Here is a 17,233-nt window from a genome sequence, read left to right as displayed (position 1 = left end):
TGCAACAAGGCCGTCTGTAGATGTGCAATCTGATCCTTCGTCGTGCACTGTCACCACGACGCGTCGCCAACACCAGAGAAGTCGAATACCAACACCGGGCCATTGACCTCGGGAGAAGTCCCTGTAGTCCGCTTGCGGGCCGAATCCGCGGCCTGGGCAGGGTTCGGCCCGCAAGCGGGCCTCCTACAGGCTCCGGCCGACTGCCCGGCCACTGAACGGGAACAGTGCCGGTACGCGGCGTCTTGTCGCTCAAAGCGTTGCGCTTTGCACACCCACCTGCGCGCGAAACCGTTCCCAGCACGCCTCCACGAAGGTCCCGATGATCCGGGCGTAGCGCGGATGCGCCTGGTGTCCCCACTCGGGATGAAATTGAAAGCCCCAGGCGAACTGCCGGGCGTCGTGCCAGCGGAAGGCTTCCACCAGGCCGTCGTCGGCATGGGCCTCGGCCACCAGCCCGGTGGCCAGGCGCTTGACGCCCTGCATGTGCAGCGAGCTCACCGCGAAGCGCGGGCAGCCGGTGAGCCGCTCCAGCTCGCCGCCGGGCACGAGGCTGACCTCGTGGCGCTCGGCGTACTGGTCGGCCAGCGACTCGTCCGGGTCCTCCCAGTGCACCACCGGCCCGCCGCGCAGCTTCAGGTCCTGGTGCAGGCTGCCGCCCATGGCGACGTTGATCTCGTGGCTGCCGCGGCAAAAGCCGATCAGCGGCACGCCGCGCTCGATGCACAGCCGGATCAGCGGCAGCGTCACCGCCTCGCGCTCGTGGTCGAACTCCATGCCGGGGTGCGCCGGCTCCTCGCCGTAGTGGCGCGGGTGCACGTTGGTGGCCGAGCCGCCCAGCAGCACCCCCTGCACCAGGTCCAGCATCAGCGGCAGCCGCCCGGCGGGCACGCGCGGGAAGCACACCGGCTGCAGCCCGCGGTTGAGCAGCGTGCGCGTGCCGACCTCGTCCATCACGGTGTAGGGCTGCGGATGGCCGTGCTCGTTGCCCAGCTCGCGGTGGCTGGAGACGACCCACACGCAGGGCACCCGCCCGGCGGCCAGCGGGTCGGCGGTCTCCGGCGCGTTGATCAAGTGCGGCGCGTTCATTGCCCCGCCCCCTCGCGCGGCCGCCCGTGCGCGCGGCAAGCCTCGGCAAAAGCCTCCAGCGTGCGCTGGTAGAACGGGTTGCGGTCGTGCTGCCATTCCGGGTGCCACTGCACGCCGCAGGCGAAGCCGCGCACGCCTTCCACGCGCACGGCCTCGACCAGGCCGTCGGGCGCGTGCCCCTCGGCCACGAGGCCGCGGCCCAGGCGCTTGATGCCCTGGCCGTGCAGCGAGTTGACCATCGCCCGCTCGCCGCCGGCCCAGCGCGCGAAGTCGCTGCCCGGTGTGAGCAGCACCTCGTGGCGCTCGGCGAACTGCACTTCCAGCGGCTCGTCGTCGGGCTCGCGGTGGTCCATCACGCCCAGCTCGACGTGCACCTCCTGGTAGAGGCTGCCGCCCAGCGCCACGTTCATCTCCTGCAGCCCGCGGCACACGCCGAAGAGCGGCGTGCCGGCGGCCAGCGCCGCGGGCACCAGCGCCATGGTCAGGCGGTCGCGGCGCGGGTCGAGCAGGTCGGTGGCCAGCGCGGTCGAGCCGAAACGCGTGGCCTCGACGTTGGAGGGCGAGCCGGTCAGCAGCACGCCATCCACCAGCGGCAGCAGGTCGGGCACGTCCTCCGCGCCGGCCATGGGGAAGAGGATCGGCTGCAACCCGAGCTGGCACACCGCCGCGGCGTAGCGGTCGGCCAGCAGCGTGTAGCCGCCGGGATCGAACTCGTTGAGGTGGCGGTGGCAGGCGGGCAGCCACACCAGGGGCTTGTGGGCGCTCATGGCCAGGATGGTGGAGCGGCGGGGGGCGCCTGTGGAAGCGCCGGGTGGCGCGTCATGGCGTAGGACGGCGCCGACAGCGGGTGGCGATCAACCTGTCCCGCGCAGGAACTTCTCCGCCTGAGCCACCAACCGCCCGGTGATCACTTCCCACACCGCGCCTGGGAAGCCCTCAGGCAGCATCGCCTCGACCCGCGCCACGGCCGCCGTGACACCCTGCGCCATGTCCACCATCGTGTGCCGCAACCCGGGTGCCTCACGGTCGGCCAGTTCCAGCCAATGGCGCGGCTGGATGTCCGCCAGGCGGTAGTGCGCGTTCTTCGTGCGCAGCGCCATCGCCAGCCGCATCTTCTGCGCCCGTACCTGGTTCGCCCGGGGGCCTTCCACGGTCCAGGCCGACAGCACGTCGTACAGCGGCGTCATGCGGTAGCCGCCGCCCGCGGCCAGAAAGATGGAGAAGTTCTTGGCGTGGCCGTCGGTGGCGGCCAGCAGCCAGAAGGCCAGTTGCGCCAGCAGGAACACGCCGCGGTCGCGCTGCGCGTCGCTGCTGCCGGACAGCAGCCGCAGGCAGCGCTCCATGCCCGGGCCGCCCTGGTCCTCGTACTTGTCGCCCGGCGCCGTGCCGCTGGCCTGGCAAAGGTCCTCCTGCGGCAGCCGGGCGATCCAGCGCCCGGCGTCCATCCATTGGCGGTCGAAACGCTCCACCACCAGCACCTTGCGCGCGCCGAAGGTGGCGATGTCGCAGGCCGCCGCCGGCAGCCCCATCGCGCCGAGCAGCTTCAGGCACAGCCACTCGTTCTCCACCGAGTCGCGCATGTCCAGTTGCAGGCCGCCCACCAGCCCCAGCGGCAGCTTCAGGATGTGGGTGGTGGGCGTGGCGCCGCGCGGCCGGCACCAGCGCTCGCCCACGCGCAGCAGCGCCGTCTTCTCCTGCGCGCCGGCAATGGAGATGCGGAAGGCCGCCTCGTCCTCGTCCCGCCCGAAAGGCGTGCCGGCGAGCATGTCGTCCAGGTGCTGCTCGACCGCTTCGTCGTCGAGCGGGTCGTGGTCGAGCCGATCGAAGCCCCGGGGCTCGGCATCGGGCGGCAGCAACTGGACGGCACCCACGCAGTCGCGGCCGATGGCGGCGAGCAGGTTGAAGGCGTCGGTGCCCGCGGCGCGATGGCGGCGGCGCAGCCGCTCGCGGATGTCGGCGTTGTCAGGCAGCAGGTTGTCGAACCAGTTGCGCACCACCGGCCCGTCCAGGCGCAGCCCGGCCGCGATGGGCAGCGACAGCGACAGCGGCCGGCAGCGCGGCGAGGCCAGCCAGGACGGCTCGTACCGCAACGTGTGCGCGGTGCCGCGGACGCTCCACGTCGCCACCCGCTCGCCGTTCATCCAGACGGCCAGCGCGCTCACCACGAGCCCTTGGGTGCCGGACGGAACAGCAGCGAGCCGGTGGACGCGGCCGCAGGCTCAGGCGCCGGCGGCGCCTCCTGCGCGGATGCACCTTCGGCAGCGGGCGTTTCGGGGGCCGCGGCGTTGGAGGTGAGCGGCAGCGGCCGGACCAGCATCTGCGCCTCCAGCGCCTGCAGCAGGCGCAGGATCTGGTCGAGGCTGACGCTGCCGGGCTGCGCCTCGATCTGCGCGATGCGACCCTGGCTGACGCTCAGTCGGGCGCCGAGCTCTTCCTGGCTCAGGCCGCGCTGCTTGCGCAGCGATTTCAGCTGCGTACCCAGTTGCTCGGACAGCCGGATCACGAAGTCCATGGGCTTCTCCATGAGACATCACTAATGAAGCCATCTTATGAGCTTTTGCTAATGTCAGCCTGCATCAGCGTTCGCCGTGATCCGGCGTTTTGTCCCGGGCCGGCATAAGGGGCCGCTCGATGCGGACACGGCCGTTTTATCGAAACTCAAAACGTTTTCATCGAAACGCGATCTATCATGCCGGCGTTGAAGGATCGGACGGCTGAAAGGAGAGCGAGCGATGAGTGCCTTGCCGGAACACCGGACCACGGCGTCCCAGGACCGGGGCGAGCTGGCGCGGATGGTGATGAAACTCTTGGACCACTGGCAACTGGGCACGGAAGACCAGGCGGCGCTGCTGGGCCTGGCGCCCAGCAACCGGGCCGCACTCAATCGCTACCGCAAGGGCGACCCGATCGGCACCAGCCGCGACCAGTATGAGCGCGTCGGCCATCTGCTCGGGATTCACAAGAACCTGAGATTGCTGTTTCCCCAGAACCGGGACTTGGCCTACCGCTGGATGTGTACCCGCAACCGGGCCTTCGACAATCTCACGCCGGTGCAGGTCATTCGGGAATATGGATTCGCGGGCTTGTTGATGGTGCGCGCCTATCTCGACCGTTCGCGTGGCATTTGATTTGCGGAAATCATTCGGGAGAGTATTCAAGAAATCATTTCACGAAAGGTGCCGGTGGATTCCCTGTTCTCGAAACTGACCTTGGCCGACATTCGCCAGGACGTGATCCGCAACATCGTCTCCATCCGCCAGTCCCAGGACTTGTTCGACGACCTCAGTGACGACCCGGCCGCGCAGGCCCTGGCGCAGGCCGTCGAGGACGAAACGAAGCCGCAGCCCTACCGCTCGCGCACCCCGGTGATCGACCGCCCCTTCGAGGATGCCGCCTGGTTCAACGCCATCGAGTGGCCGTTCCGCAACTGGCGCAGCAGCCGCTTCTGCGACGGCGGCTTCGGGCTCTGGTACGGCTCGGACAGCGTCGAAACCACGGTCCGTGAAACCGTGTACCACTGGGTGCACGGCCTGCTGGCGGATGCCGGATTCGAGAATGAATCGGTTTCCATCGAACGCAAGGTGTATTCGGTGGCCTGCCACGCGGCGCTGCTCGATTTTCGGCCCTGTGCCGGCGATTTTCCGGATTTGCTGCATCCCAGCGATTACGGCTATTGCCAGTCGGTGGGCGCGCGGATTCACCGCGAAGGGCATCCGGGATTGATCACGCCTTCGGTCCGGCATGCGCCGGGATGGAATTTCGTGATTTTCAATCCGGCCGTGCTGTCGAATCCGCGGGCGAATTGCCAGCTGACTTACCGGTTGGGCGGCGGGCAGGTTTGCGTGGACAAGGAGCCGGGAAAGGCCTGGATGGATTTCCCGGTGTCGGCCATTTAATTCGGCGCCTGCCCCGGCTCGGCCCCATGCGCCGTGGCCGCCAGTGCCAGTGCCAGCCGCGCCCCCACCTCGGCGTTGTGTTTCACCAAGGCGATGTTGGCCGCCAGGCTGCGCCCGCCGGTGAGCGCCTTGATGCGCGCCAGCAGGAACGGCGTCACCGCCTTGCCGCTGATGCCCTGCGCCTTGGCCTCGGCCAGCGCCTGCTCCGTGATGGCGTCGATCTCCTCCTTGGGCATCGCTGCGGCTTCGGGCACCGGCACGCTCAGCACCGCGCCGCTTTTGAAACCCAGGTCCCACTGCGTGCGCAGCAGCCGCGCCTGCGCCGCGGGGTCGTCCACGCGGCGGTCGGCCGGGAAACCGCTGTCGCGGGTGTAGAAGGCGGCGAAGTTGTCCTGCTCGCAGGCCAGCACCGGCACGCCGTGCGTCTCCAGCACTTCCAGCGTCAGCCCGATGTCTAGGATCGACTTGGCGCCCGCGCACACCACCGCCACCGGCGTGCGCGCCAGCTCCAGCAGGTCGGCGGAGACGTCGAAGCTCTGCTGCGCCTCGCGGTGCACGCCGCCGATGCCGCCGGTCACGAACACCTCGATGCCGGCCAGGTGCGCGCAGATCATGGTGGCGGCCACCGTGGTGGCGCCCAGGCTTCCCTCGGCCAGCACGGCCGGCAGGTCGCGGCGGCTGACCTTCTGCGCCTGGCCGCCGCGGCCCAGCAGCTCCAGCTCGTCGTCGCTCAGCCCGATGCGGATGCGCCCCTTGACCAGCGCGATGGTGGCGGGCTCGGCGCCCAGGCTGCGGATCACGGCCTCGACCTCGCGCGCGGTGCGCACGTTGTCGGGCCAGGGCATGCCGTGGGCGATGATGGTCGATTCCAGCGCCACCAGCGGCCGCCCGGCGGCGCGGGCCGCGGCGGCGGCGGGGCTGAAGGCGAGCCAGGAGGACGCGTGCTCTGGAGCCATGGCGCTGTGCCTGCGGGAAGTGGGGAGGCGGCCAGTGTCGCAGCCGCCGCGGGCCCCGCCCGTGCCCGTCAGGCTCCAGGCGCCCGGCCGCGCCGCCGGCGCTGGCACCATTTCGCCCCTCTTGCAACGGAGTACCCGCCATGGAAAACAAGACCTACCGCATCGCCGTCATCCCCGGCGACGGCATCGGCAAGGAAGTGATGCCCGAAGGGCTGCGCAGCGTGCAGGCCGCGGCCGACAAGTTCGGCATCGGCCTGGAGTTCACGCACATCGACTGGGCCAGCTGCGACTACTGGCAGGCACACGGAAAGATGATGCCCGACGACTGGAAGACGCAGCTCCAGGGCATGGACGCCATCTTCTTTGGCGCCGTGGGCTGGCCCGCGACGGTGCCGGACCACGTGTCGCTGTGGGGATCGCTGCTGAAGTTCCGGCGCGAGTTCGACCAGTACATCAACCTGCGCCCGGTGCGCCTGTTCGAGGGCGTGCCCTGCCCGCTGGCCGGGCGCCAGGCCGGCGACATCGACTTCTTCGTGGTGCGCGAGAACACCGAGGGCGAGTACACGAACCTGGGCGGGCGCATCTTCGAGGGCACCGAGCGCGAGATCGTGATCCAGGAGTCGGTGTTCTCGCGCCACGGCACCGAGCGCGTCCTGAGATTCGCCTTCGAGCTGGCGCAGTCGCGCCCGCGGAAAAAACTCACCGTCGCCACCAAGAGCAACGGCATCGCCGTGAGCATGCCGTGGTGGGACGAGCGCGCCGACGACATCGGCCGCGGCTATCCGGAGGTGAAGGCGGACAAGCAGCACATCGACATCCTCAGCGCCCGCTTCGTGCTGCAGCCGGATCGCTTCGACGTGGTCGTGGCGAGCAACCTGTTCGGCGACATCCTGTCGGACCTGGGGCCGGCCTGCACCGGCACCATCGGTCTGGCGCCGTCGGCCAACCTCAACCCCGAGCGCCGCTTCCCCTCGCTGTTCGAGCCGGTGCACGGCTCGGCGCCCGACATCTACGGCCAGAACATCGCCAACCCGGTGGCCATGATCTGGTCGGGCGCGCTGATGCTGGACTTCCTGACCCAGGGCCAGGGCGCCGGGCGCCAGGCCCACGACGCCATCGTCAAGGCGATCGAGACCGTGCTGCGCGAGGGCCCGCGCACCCGCGACCTGGGCGGCAGCGCCAACACGACCGAGATGGGGCAGGCGGTGGCGGCGCTGATCTGAGGCGGCCCCTCACCGCGCCAGCGACGACCCCCCGCACACCTGGATCTCCTGCCCGGTGATGGCCGCAGCCGCGTCGGACAGCAGGAAGGCCACCAGCGCCGCCACCTCGTCGGGCCGGATCAGCCGCCCGATCGGCGGCAGCTTCGGCGCCGAGGACGCGCGCGCCGGGTCGGCCAGCATCGGCGTGTCGGTGGCCGCGGGCGAGACGACGTTGACCGTCACGCCCTGCGGCGCCACCTCCGCCGCCCAGCTGCGCGCCAGCGCCACCAGCGCCGCCTTGGTCGCGGCGTACTGGCTGCGCCCGGGCATGCCGCCGGCGACGCGGCTGCCGATCAGCACCAGCCGGCCGCCGCGCCCGGCCGCGGCCATGCGCGGCAGCAGCGCGTCGGCCAGCCGCGTGGCGGCGTCCACGTGCAGCCGCCACATCAGCTCGGACTCGGCGGGGTCGAGGCGGCCCAGCGCCGCGGTGCGCAGCACGCCGGCGGCGTGCACCACCGCGTCGGGCGGCGCCATGCCGGCCAGCGCCTGGTCCAGCGCGGCGCCGTCGCCCAGGTCCACGCGCAGCGTCCGCAGTGCCCGATGGTCCAGCGCCGCCGGCCCGCGCTGCAGCCCCGTCACTTGCCAGCCCTCGGCCAGCAGCCGCTCGGCGATGGCCAGGCCGATGCCGGAGCTGCTGCCCGTCACCAGCGCGTGGCGCGGCGCGAGCGCCGTTGCCGCCGCAACCGCCTCACTCGGCACGGATCTTCCCTTCGGCAATGATCTTCGCGGCCTTGGCCATGTCGTCCTTCTGGAAGCTCACGAAGTCGGCGATGGAGCCCGGCGTGACCAGCACGCCCTGCGCCAGCAGCTTGTCCTTCATCTCGCCGCTGAGTGCCTTGTTGATCTCGGTGTTGAGCTTCTGCGCGATGTCGGCGGGCAGCCTGGCCGGGGCCCACACGCCGTACCAGCTGTAGAACTCGTAGCCCGGCAGCGTCTCGGCCACGGTGGGCACGTCGGGCAGGCTGGGCACGCGCGTCTTGGAAGTCACGGCCACCACCTTCAGCTGCCCGGCCTTGGCGAAGGAGGAGGAGCCCAGGATCGGGTCGATGAAGCCGTCGATCTGCCCGCCGACCAGGTCCTGGTAGGCCGGGGCCGAGCCCTTGTAGGGGACGATCAGGTACTCGATGCCGCTGGCGCGGCGCAGCAGCTCGGTGGAGAGGTGGCCGGCCGAGCCCGAGGAGCCGATGGCGAAACTCATCTTGCCGGGGTTGGCCTTGGCATGGGCGATGAGGCCCTTCACGTCGGAGAAGGGCAGGTTCTTGTTGACGGCCACCGCCAGCGGCGCCTTGGCGATCAGCCCCACCGGCGCGAAGTCCTTGGCCACGTCGTAGGGCGCGCTCTTCATGGTCAGCGGCGTGGTGGTCATGGTCGAGGCGCTGAACAGCAGCGTGTAGCCGTCGGCCGGCGCGTTCTTCACCGCCACCGCGCCGATGGTGCCGGCGCCGCCGGGGCGGTTGTCCACCACCACGGTCTGGCCCATCTGCTCGCCGAGCTTCTGCGCCAGCGCGCGCGCCACCGTGTCGAGCGTGCCGCCGGGCGGGAAGGGCACGACCATGGTGATCGGCTTCACCGGGTAGCCGCCCTGCGCCAGGGCCGGAAAGGTTGCGGCGGCAGCCAGCAGCGAGGCGGCGGCGACGGAGCGGAGGATGTGACGGCGGTTCATGGTTTGTCTCCTGGGTGTCTTGCGGACAGTGCTCCGCACGGCCGCCTGTTGCCGGCGGCTTTCCGAAGCTTCCTGTCAGCGTTTCGGTGGGGTGATGGGATGAAGCTCAGCGCTGCACGTAGCGCGCCGCGACCGCGTCGGCGCCGGCGATGAGCAGGTGCAGGTCGGTGCCCACGCCCACCATCGTGGCGCCGGCCTCGAAGTAGTGGTCGGCCTTGCCGTCGGCGGCCAGCGTGCCGGCGGCCTTGCCGGCGGCGTTGGCGGTGCGGAAGGCCTGCGCGATGGCGGCCTGCACCTCCGGGTGCCCGGCTTGGCCGCGCAAGCCCAGGCTCGCCGCCAGGTCCGAGGGGCCGACGAAGATGGCGTCCACGCCGGGCACTCGGCAGATCGCCTCCAGGTCGTCCAGCGCCTCACGCGACTCGATCTGCACGATCACGCCGACCTCGTCGTTGGCGCGCGCCATGTAGTCCTTGTAGCGGGTGTAGTTGCCGCCGCGCGTGCTGCCGGCCACGCCGCGCAGCCCTTCGGGCGCGAAGCGCGTGAAGGCCACGGCGTCGCGCGCCTCGGCGGCGTTGCGCACGTTGGGGATCATGATGTTCGGCGCGCCCGCATCGAGCACGCGCTTGATCCAGCCCATGTCCAGGATCGGCACGCGCACGATCGGCGCGACGCCCCGCCCGCGCACGGCCAGCAGCTGCTGGCCGACCTGGTGCAGGTCGGTCGGGCTGTGCTCCATGTCGAAGAGGAGCCAGTCGAAGCCCGAGTCGGCCAGCACCTCGGCGATGGGCTGGTGGGCGAAGGTCACCCACAGGCCGACCTGGCGCCGGTTCGCGGCCAGGGCCTGCTTGAGGGTGTTGACGGGCAGGGAGTTGCTCATGGTCCTTGTCTCCTGAAGTCTTGTGTTCACAGCAGCGCCGCGTAGAGCGCGCGCATGTCGGCGCGGCTCATGGGCCGCGGGTTGTTGTCCAGCAGCCGCGTCACCTTGGATGCGCCCTCGACCAGGCCGTCCAGGTGCGTCTCGTCGATGCCCCAGCCGCGCAGGTGCGGCGGCACGCCCAGGTCGGCGTTGAGCCGTTTCAACTCTTCGACGAAGGCCGTGCCCGCTTGCGCGTCGGACAGGCCCCCGGTGTCCAGCCCCATGGCGCGCGCCATGGCGGCGAAGCGGCGCTCGCTGCCCACGAGGTTGAAGGCCATGACCGACGGCAGCAGGATGGCGTTGGACAGCCCGTGCGGCATGCGGTACTTGCCGCCCAGCGGGTAGGCCAGCGCGTGCACGGCGGTGGTGCTGGAGGTGGCGATGCACACGCCGCCCCAGTAGGCGCCCATGAGCATGTCCTCGCGCGCGGCCACGTCGCGCCCGTTGGCCACGGCGCGGCGGATGCTGCGCGCGATCAGCCGGATCGCCTCCAGCGCGTACAGGTCGCTGAACGGGTTGCCCTTCTTCGAGCAATAGCACTCGATGGCGTGGGTGAGCGCGTCCATGCCGGTGGAGGCGGTCACGGCCGGGGGCAGCGTGAGCGTGAGCAGCGGGTCGAGGAGGACGGTGTCGGGCATCAGCCGCGCGCTGACGATGCCCACCTTCAGCTCGTCCTCGGCCACCAGGATGATGGAATTGGGCGTGGCCTCGGAGCCGGTGCCCGCCGTCGTCGGCACCATCACGCTGGGCAAGCCGCGCGCGGGGATTTCGGCGGTCTTGGCCAGCAGCGCGCGCAGGTCGAGGTCATGCGCCAGCAGCACGGCCACGATCTTGGCCACGTCCATGGCGCTGCCGCCGCCGATGCCCACCACCAGGTCCGGCGCGCCGCCGGCGGCACGGGCCGCGGCCAGGATGGCCTCCACGTCGGCCACGTCGGGCTCCGGCGGCGTGCTGTCGATGAGCGTGACGCGCAGGCCCGCGCCCTCCAGCGCGGCGCAGGGGCCCTGCACCAGGCCGGCCGCGGCCACGCCCTTGTCGCTGACGACAAGCACGTGCCGGGCATTGAAGCCTCGGGCCACTTCGGCGAGCTGCTCGATGCTGCCGGCGCCGGCGATGACGCGGCCCGGGTTGAGGATGGCGTAGGTCGGGGTGCTCATCAGGCTTGCTCCGGCGTGGAGGTTTGCTGGATCCAGTCCGGCATCACGCGCGCGTGGCGGATGTGCTGGCGGAACACGGTGTAGGCCAGGTGCAGCGCGCCGTCGGCGCCCTGGCGGATGGAGGGATAGGAGTACTCGCGGTTCAGGCGCTGCGCCGAGTTGTTGCTCATGCAGTAGCCGTCGCCGACCTCCAGATGGCGCTGCCAGGGCCAGGTGAGGCCGTCGTCCCCGGACAGCGCCAGCGTCAGCGGCGCGCGCGGCGCGCCCCAGAAGGCGCGGCGCGCGGGCGTTTCGCCCGCAACGGCGCTCGGCTGCGCCGCCGCCGCGGCGGTGTCCTGGCCGTCTTCCTCCAGCTCGTCGTACAGCGACTCGCGCCGCCCGGTGGCGTCCAGCGCGCTGCTGGCGTTGAAGATCATCGCCAGCCGACCGTCGGCCAGGCGCAGCGCCTGGATGGAGGAATTGTTGTTGGGCAGCCCGCAGGGCTGCGGCGCCGACCAGCTCAGGCCGCCGTCCGCGCTCGCGCTGCGGTAGACATGGTCCGCCCAGCGGCTGCGGAAGAACGCGAGCAGCTCGCCCTCGCCCTGGCCGGGGACGATGCTCATGTGCACGCAGCCCAGGCTGCCGGGCACCTCGATGCGCTGCCAGCTCGCGCCCTGGTCGGTGGAGCGCAGCACGGCGCTGTCGTCCAGGCTGCCGTCCCAGGCCTGGCCGGGCAGGGCCCGGCAATTGAAGATCGGCAACAGCCAGCTGCCGTCGGGCTGCACCTGCAGCGGCTGGCGCACGAAGGTGCCCGCGGGCACGTCCTTCAGCGTCTCGGTGGGTCCCCAGGTGCGGCCGTCGTCGTGCGAGACGCGCCGGCGCACGACGGAGGTGTCCTGGTGCCCGGCGCTCTGGGCGGTGTGCAGCAGCCACAGCGTGCCGTCGGGCGCGGGAAACAGGATCGGGTTCTGCTCCGAGCGCTCCGGGTCGAAGGACAGCTGCACCGGCTCGCTCCACCGGCTCGCGCCGGGCTCCAGCCGCGACATGAAGACGCAGATGTCGGACTTGCCCTCCATGCTCCCGCCGAACCAGACGCAGCCGAGCGCGCCGCCGTGCAGGAACATCAGGTTGGCGGCATGGGCCTGGACGCGCAGCGAGGGGATGTCGGCGACCTGGCGCGCCGCGTCGTCCGGATGCGGATGCAACAGGCCCGCGCTCATGCCTGGGCTCCTTCCGACCGGGCCGCCAGCGCGCGCCGGCCGGCGATGAGCTGCAGCGCGTACTCGGCCGCCTCGACCACGCTGGTGGCGCTGGCCACGCCCTTGCCGGCGATGTCGAAGGCCGTGCCGTGGTCCACCGAGGTGCGCAGGATCGGCAGGCCCAGCGTGATGTTCACGCCGCTGATGGACTGCCAGGCGCCGGTCTCCGGATCGACCTGGAAGCCCAGCAGCTTCAGCGGGATGTGGCCCTGGTCGTGGAACATGGCCACCACCGCGTCGAACTGCCGCGCGCGCAGCTTGATGAACACCGTGTCGCCCGGCACCGGGCCGACCAGGCCGCGCGCCGCGTACTCGCGGATGACGGGGGCGATGATGGCGTCGTCCTCGGTGCCCAGGATGCCGCCCTCGCCGCAATGCGGGTTCAGACCGGCCACGGCCACGCGCGGCTGCTCGATGCCCAGCGCGCGCATGGCGTCCAGCGTGACGTCGAAGACGCGGCGCAGCCGCTGCGGCGTGATGCGCTTGGGCACCTCGGCCAGCGCGCAGTGCGTGGTGACGTGAGTGACGCGCATGTCGCCGTGGGCCAGCATCATCACGGCGTCGCGCTGGCCGGTGAGGTGCGCCAGCAGCTCGGTATGGCCTTCGAAATGGTGGCCCGCCAAGTGCAGCGCTTCCTTGGACAGCGGGCCGGTGACGATGGCGTCGGCCTCGCCGGCCTGCACCATGCGCGCCGCCTCGGCCACCGCGCGGTACGCCCACTCGCCGCCGGCGGCGGCCACCTGGCCGGTGACGACCGGCGCATCCACCGGGCCGACATCGACCACGCGGTAGAAGGCGCGGCCGTCGGCACCGGCGGCCGGCAGGCCCAGCAGCGCTTCAGCCTGCGCCAGCGCCGCGGCGCTGCCCAGCACGATGAACTCGGCACGCCCGGCCTGCACCAGGCCGGCCATCTCGCGCACGGCCTTGGCAATGATCTCGGGGCCGATGCCGGCAGGGTCGCCCATCGTGAAGGCGAGGCGAATGGGAGCAGTCATGCGGTGGTTCCTTGATGAAGCATTCTGGAAGCGAGTGAACGTATTCAATCACAAAGCTTCAAAAACAACCAATAGGTGCCACTACCTACCAGAGTCTATGGCAAGATGCGTCGCAATCACCCGGAAAACGTCATGTCACTTCCCTCCGACATCGCCGTGGCTCCCGCCACCGTCACCGCGGAAGCCGCGGTTTCGAACCTGCTGCCAGCGCAGCGGCGCCAGCGCATCGTCGATTTCCTGCGCGTGCACGGCGCGGTCACGATCGGCCAGCTGGAGCAGGCGCTGGGCGCTTCGATCTCCACGCTGCGGCGCGACCTCGACGCGCTCGCGGCCGAGGGCGTGGTGGACCGCACGCACGGCGGCGCGCTGCTGCGCCAGCAGGCGCCGGAATACGCCACCTTCGAGCCCGACCCGGTGGCCGCGGCCGAACTCTCGCCGCGCGAGAAGGCGGCCATCGGGCAGGCGGCGGCCGAGGCGCTGCTGCCGCGCCAGAGCGTCATCTTCGACAGCGGCACCACCGTGCTGGAGGCGGCGCGCGCGGCGGTGCGGCGCCAGATCCCGCTCACGGCCGTGACCAACGACCTCGTGATCGCGCAGGTGCTGGGCAAGTCGCCGCTGGTCCAGGTGCACGTGCTGGGCGGCCAGCTGCGCCCGGGCAGCGCCACGCTGCTGGGCCAGTCGCTGGTGGAGCAGGCTGGCGCGCTGCGCGCCGACGTGCTGCTGCTGGGCGCGCACGCGGTGACGGACGACGAGATCTCCGAAACCTCGGCCGAGCTGGCCGGGGTGAAGCGCGCGCTGATGAGGGCCGCCAACAGCACGCGGCTGCTGGTGGACTCGTCGAAATTCCGCCCGCGCGCCTTCATGCGCATCGCCACGCTGGACGCGGTGGGCGAAGTCATCACCGACACCGGCCTGCCCGCGGCCGAGGAGGAGCGGCTGCGCGCCCTGGGCCTGAAGCTGACCGTGGTGAAGGTGCGGCCATGACGAGCCTGCGCATCCTGGCCGACGACCTGACCGGCGCGCTGGACTGCGCCGCCGCCTTCGGCGCCGGCGTGCCGGTGCACCTGGGCCGCCCGGCGGCCACGGCGGCCACGGCGGGGCTGCCGGTGGAGATCGTGGCCACCGCCACGCGCGACGTGCCGCCCGGCGAGCTGCCGGCGTTGCTGGCGCCGAGCGTGGAGTGGCTGCGCGGGGCCGGCGTCGCGTTCAAGAAGGTGGACAGCCTGCTGCGCGGCAACACTTTTCACGAGGCGAGCTGGCTCGCCGGGCAGGGTGGCTTTGAAGGCATCGTCTTTGCACCGGCGTTCCCGGCCCAGGGGCGCGTGACGGAGGCCGGGCAGCAGTGGATCGTGCGGCCGGGCGAGGCACGCACGCCGGCACGAGCGGAAACCATCGCGCAGGTGTTGGGGGCGCAGGCGGGGCTCTGGGTGCCCGACGTGCGCAGCGACGCGGAGATGGACGCGGTGGCCGCGCTGGCGTTGCAGCCCGGCGCGGCGCGCCGGCTGTGGTGCGGCAGCGCCGGGCTGGCGCATGCGCTGGCGCGCCGGATGGGGGTACCCAGCGCCGGCGCGGCCGCGGCGCCGGTGGCCGGGCCGCCGATGCTGGTCAGCGCCAGCCACCACGCGGTGTCGCGCGAGCAGTGGCGCGTGTTGCGCGGCTCGCGCTGGGCCGACCAGTGCCATGCCGGGACCGATCCGGCGTCGCTGCGCCGCGAGGCGGCGGGCTACCCGCGGCTGATCGACCTGTCGCCTGAAACGCTCATCACGGCCGGCGAAGCTGCTGCGCTGCTGGAGCGGCAGGCCGCGCTGATCGCGCGGCACGCACCGCGTCCGGGCGCGCTGGTGGTCGTGGGCGGCGACACGCTGCTGGCGCTGTGCCGGGCGCTGGGCGCCGGCGGTCTGCGCTCGGCGCCGGCGCTGGAGCGCCCGGGCTGGGGCAGCGCGCAACTGGTGGGCGGGCGCTGGGATGGCCTGGTCTGCCATACGCGCTCGGGCGCCTTCGGCGGGCCGGGCGACCTGCTCGACGTGATGGACGCGCTGGCGGCCGCCCGGGCCTGAAGCCGCCCGTCCATCCCCCATTCCGCCGGGACCGGGCCGTGATCCCGGCACCGCCGGCGGGGCTGCCTGCCGCGCCTGGCCTCCCAGGCCACTGGTGCCGCTGCCGCACCGGCCATCGGTCTGCGCTCTCCAGCCTTCGATCTGCGGTTTCCGGCACGCATCGGCACCCGCCGGCCGGCCCCCTGATATTCCCCCCGTTCAAAGTGCCCGTGGCACAAATTGAAGCGACTTCAACAAGTCAATTAACACTTGTTTCTGATGCTCGAAATCAAGCCGGCCGGGCGGCAGATCAAAGTGCTATAGAGACGACTGTTTGCACATATTGATTCAACGCTTGGGAGGGGTCGTTCGCCTTTGGCAGGTATTGCCGCCGGGTATTCCGGACGTGCGGTAAATATTTCCCGCCTGCTGCCGTGGACATCAAGCCTCAGCCTGTTTTTCTCGTCGTCGTCAATAACTCCAAACACCCGATTCGAGGTCCACGGCGCCCGAGGCCGTGCCGGCCCGCTCGGTGCCGGCGCAGGGCAGCGGATTGTTGCGATTCATGTCGGTGGTTCACATCCGCTGCCCGTACCCGGTTTCAAGCGAATGCATCGCGCCTTTTGCGCATCCTTTTTCTGGGGGGTATCCATGAACTACAGGGGTTTTCAAACCCGGTCCATTTATTCGGCATCGCTGGCGCTGCTGCTGGGCGCGGCGCTCGGCGGATGTGGCGGCGGTGATCAGGCCGGCAATACCTCGAATCAGGCAGCCCAGGTGGGCGCCGGTGTCGAAAGTCAAAACGCGGCGGCAAACGCCAACGCCGATGCCAACGCCAATACCGAGAAACCGCAGGCCCTGCTGCGCAAAACACTGGGTAAATACCTGAAGAAGGGCGTGACATCGGTGGCGCTGTCGCCCGACGGCAGTTCCGTGGCGGTGACGCGGGCTGACGGGTCGGTGCAGGTGCTCGACGCGGGCAGCCTGCTCGACGTGCTCAAGTTCAACGGCAGGATCGACGCCGTGGCCACGGGCGTGGCCTTCAGCAACGACGGCAAGTTCATCGGCGTGGTGGGGCGCGACAGCGACGTGCGGGTGTTCAACGTCGCCACCGGCAAGCAGGTCCACCTGATGCAGGGCCATGAGCACCCGATCCGCAGCATCGCGCAGAGCCCGGACGGCAGCCTCATCGCCACCGCCGGCGAGGAGACGCGCGTCATGCTGTGGAAGGCCAACACGGGCAAGCTTGCCGGCATCCTCTCCGGTGGCCACACCGGCTTCGTCAACGCGGTGGCCTTCAGCCCGGACGGCCAGCGCCTGGCCAGCGCCGACGCGGCGGCGCGCATCCTCGTCTGGGACGTGGCCTCGCGCAAGCTGCTGCACACGCTGCGCGGCCATGCCGACGCGGTCAACGGCGTGGCCTTCAGCCCTGACGGCCGCACCCTGGCCAGCGCCAGCAACGACGGCCAAGTGCTGACCTGGGACCTGGCCACGGGCGTGCGCGCGCAGGCCCTTGCCGGCCACAAGGCCGCGGTGCGCAGCGTCGCCTACAGCCGCGACGGCTCGGTGCTGGCCAGTGGCGACGAGGAGGGCCGCATCCTGGTCTGGGACCTGGCCGGGGCCTCGTTGCAGAAACAACTGTCGGTGTCGGCCGCGGCGATCAACTCGCTGGTGTTCGACAACAAGAACAAGAACCTGCTGTTCGCGGGCAACGACGACAACCGCTTCGTGCGCTGGAACGTGAACAGCGGCGTGGCGCGCTGACCCGGGCAGAGGCGGCAGGACAGGCGGCGTTTGGCGGGGTACGCGCGCCGGCGGCACGGCCGGCGCGCGGCACGGACAAGAAACCGAGGAGTGCAGCGATGTTGCATGGCGGGAGCATGGGCGCGCGCGGCGCGCAGCGGGTGTGGTGGGCGGCGCTGGCGCTGTGGGCGCTGGCGCTGCTGCTGTGCTGGGCACCGCGCCCGGCGCAGGCGGCCGACCCGGCGCAGGGCCCGGGTGGGCCGATCCTGGTGGTCACGGCCGGCA

General features: G+C 71.1%; 17 protein-coding genes. 6 read left to right on the top strand and 11 right to left on the bottom strand.

The features are described 5' to 3' along the window. Positions 1 to 249: 249 nt before the first annotated feature. The 4 genes from FJ694_RS33440 to FJ694_RS33425 all read right to left on the bottom strand — a co-directional run bounded on the left by FJ694_RS33440 (position 250) and on the right by FJ694_RS33425 (position 3,598). Positions 250 to 1,086, bottom strand: a complete 837-nt coding sequence (locus FJ694_RS33440) for a gamma-glutamyl-gamma-aminobutyrate hydrolase family protein (protein ID WP_157271848.1) — start codon at positions 1,084 to 1,086, stop codon at positions 250 to 252. Then, positions 1,083 to 1,853, bottom strand: a complete 771-nt coding sequence (locus FJ694_RS33435; protein WP_157271847.1) for a gamma-glutamyl-gamma-aminobutyrate hydrolase family protein — start codon at positions 1,851 to 1,853, stop codon at positions 1,083 to 1,085. The genes FJ694_RS33440 and FJ694_RS33435 overlap by 4 nt, the downstream gene beginning before the upstream one ends. 87 nt (positions 1,854 to 1,940) lie before the next feature. Beyond that, entirely contained in the window at positions 1,941 to 3,248 is a 1,308-nt protein-coding gene (locus tag FJ694_RS33430; protein ID WP_445661323.1) for a type II toxin-antitoxin system HipA family toxin, read from the bottom strand. Further along, entirely contained in the window at positions 3,245 to 3,598 is a 354-nt protein-coding gene (locus FJ694_RS33425; RefSeq protein WP_157271846.1) for a helix-turn-helix domain-containing protein, read from the bottom strand. Before FJ694_RS33425 ends, FJ694_RS33430 begins: the two co-directional genes overlap by 4 nt. A gap of 220 nt (positions 3,599 to 3,818) precedes the next feature. Between FJ694_RS33425 and FJ694_RS33420 the strand changes: the two genes are divergently transcribed. Next, positions 3,819 to 4,214, top strand: coding sequence for an MbcA/ParS/Xre antitoxin family protein (locus tag FJ694_RS33420; RefSeq protein WP_157271845.1), 396 nt, complete (start codon positions 3,819 to 3,821; stop codon positions 4,212 to 4,214). Between the two features lie 54 nt (positions 4,215 to 4,268). Next, a complete protein-coding gene (locus tag FJ694_RS33415) occupies positions 4,269 to 4,982 on the top strand; it encodes an RES family NAD+ phosphorylase (RefSeq protein WP_157271844.1) in 714 nt (237 codons plus the stop codon). Here FJ694_RS33415 and FJ694_RS33410 read toward each other — a convergent pair. After that, a complete protein-coding gene (locus FJ694_RS33410) occupies positions 4,979 to 5,938 on the bottom strand; it encodes a pseudouridine-5'-phosphate glycosidase (protein WP_157271843.1) in 960 nt (319 codons plus the stop codon). The two genes, FJ694_RS33415 and FJ694_RS33410, sit on opposite strands and share 4 nt — an antisense overlap. A gap of 140 nt (positions 5,939 to 6,078) precedes the next feature. Between FJ694_RS33410 and FJ694_RS33405 the strand changes: the two genes are divergently transcribed. Further along, the gene (locus tag FJ694_RS33405; protein WP_157271842.1) at positions 6,079 to 7,161 is read left to right on the top strand and encodes a tartrate dehydrogenase; all 1,083 of its coding nucleotides are present in this window, start codon (positions 6,079 to 6,081) and stop codon (positions 7,159 to 7,161) included. A gap of 9 nt (positions 7,162 to 7,170) precedes the next feature. Here FJ694_RS33405 and FJ694_RS33400 read toward each other — a convergent pair whose 3' ends face one another. The 6 genes from FJ694_RS33400 to pdxA all read right to left on the bottom strand — a co-directional run bounded on the left by FJ694_RS33400 (position 7,171) and on the right by pdxA (position 13,169). After that, on the bottom strand, positions 7,171 to 7,899 hold the full coding sequence (locus FJ694_RS33400) for an SDR family NAD(P)-dependent oxidoreductase (protein ID WP_157271841.1): 729 nt from the start codon (positions 7,897 to 7,899) through the stop codon (positions 7,171 to 7,173). Continuing rightward, positions 7,889 to 8,863 (bottom strand): Bug family tripartite tricarboxylate transporter substrate binding protein, encoded by a 975-nt coding sequence (locus FJ694_RS33395; protein WP_157271840.1) that lies wholly within the window; start codon positions 8,861 to 8,863, stop codon positions 7,889 to 7,891. Before FJ694_RS33395 ends, FJ694_RS33400 begins: the two co-directional genes overlap by 11 nt. 106 nt (positions 8,864 to 8,969) lie before the next feature. Then, the gene (locus tag FJ694_RS33390; protein WP_157271839.1) at positions 8,970 to 9,740 is read right to left on the bottom strand and encodes an HpcH/HpaI aldolase family protein; all 771 of its coding nucleotides are present in this window, start codon (positions 9,738 to 9,740) and stop codon (positions 8,970 to 8,972) included. Between the two features lie 26 nt (positions 9,741 to 9,766). Further along, entirely contained in the window at positions 9,767 to 10,936 is a 1,170-nt protein-coding gene (locus FJ694_RS33385; RefSeq protein ID WP_157271838.1) for an iron-containing alcohol dehydrogenase, read from the bottom strand. Further along, a complete protein-coding gene (locus FJ694_RS33380) occupies positions 10,936 to 12,135 on the bottom strand; it encodes a sialidase family protein (RefSeq protein ID WP_157271837.1) in 1,200 nt (399 codons plus the stop codon). Before FJ694_RS33380 ends, FJ694_RS33385 begins: the two co-directional genes overlap by 1 nt. Then, positions 12,132 to 13,169: a 4-hydroxythreonine-4-phosphate dehydrogenase PdxA gene (gene pdxA / locus FJ694_RS33375; protein ID WP_157271836.1), complete on the bottom strand. Its 1,038-nt coding sequence runs from the start codon at positions 13,167 to 13,169 to the stop codon at positions 12,132 to 12,134. Before pdxA ends, FJ694_RS33380 begins: the two co-directional genes overlap by 4 nt. A gap of 132 nt (positions 13,170 to 13,301) precedes the next feature. Between pdxA and FJ694_RS33370 the strand changes: the two genes are divergently transcribed. The 3 genes from FJ694_RS33370 to FJ694_RS33360 all read left to right on the top strand — a co-directional run bounded on the left by FJ694_RS33370 (position 13,302) and on the right by FJ694_RS33360 (position 16,969). Continuing rightward, positions 13,302 to 14,153 carry a DeoR/GlpR family DNA-binding transcription regulator gene (locus FJ694_RS33370; RefSeq protein ID WP_157271835.1) on the top strand — a complete coding sequence of 284 codons (852 nt, stop codon included), beginning with the start codon at positions 13,302 to 13,304 and terminating at the stop codon, positions 14,151 to 14,153. Further along, positions 14,150 to 15,226, top strand: a complete 1,077-nt coding sequence (locus FJ694_RS33365) for a four-carbon acid sugar kinase family protein (protein WP_157271834.1) — start codon at positions 14,150 to 14,152, stop codon at positions 15,224 to 15,226. Before FJ694_RS33370 ends, FJ694_RS33365 begins: the two co-directional genes overlap by 4 nt. A 630-nt stretch (positions 15,227 to 15,856) precedes the next feature. Beyond that, positions 15,857 to 16,969: a WD40 repeat domain-containing protein gene (locus FJ694_RS33360; protein WP_198321140.1), complete on the top strand. Its 1,113-nt coding sequence runs from the start codon at positions 15,857 to 15,859 to the stop codon at positions 16,967 to 16,969. Positions 16,970 to 17,233 lie beyond the last annotated feature (264 nt).

The organism is Azohydromonas aeria (assembly GCF_009760915.1).
GTDB classification, from domain to species: Bacteria; Pseudomonadota; Gammaproteobacteria; order Burkholderiales; family Burkholderiaceae_C; genus Azohydromonas; species Azohydromonas aeria.
The sequence above is the reverse complement of the archived record's forward strand: the minus strand, read 5'-3'. Positions and strand labels throughout refer to the sequence as shown.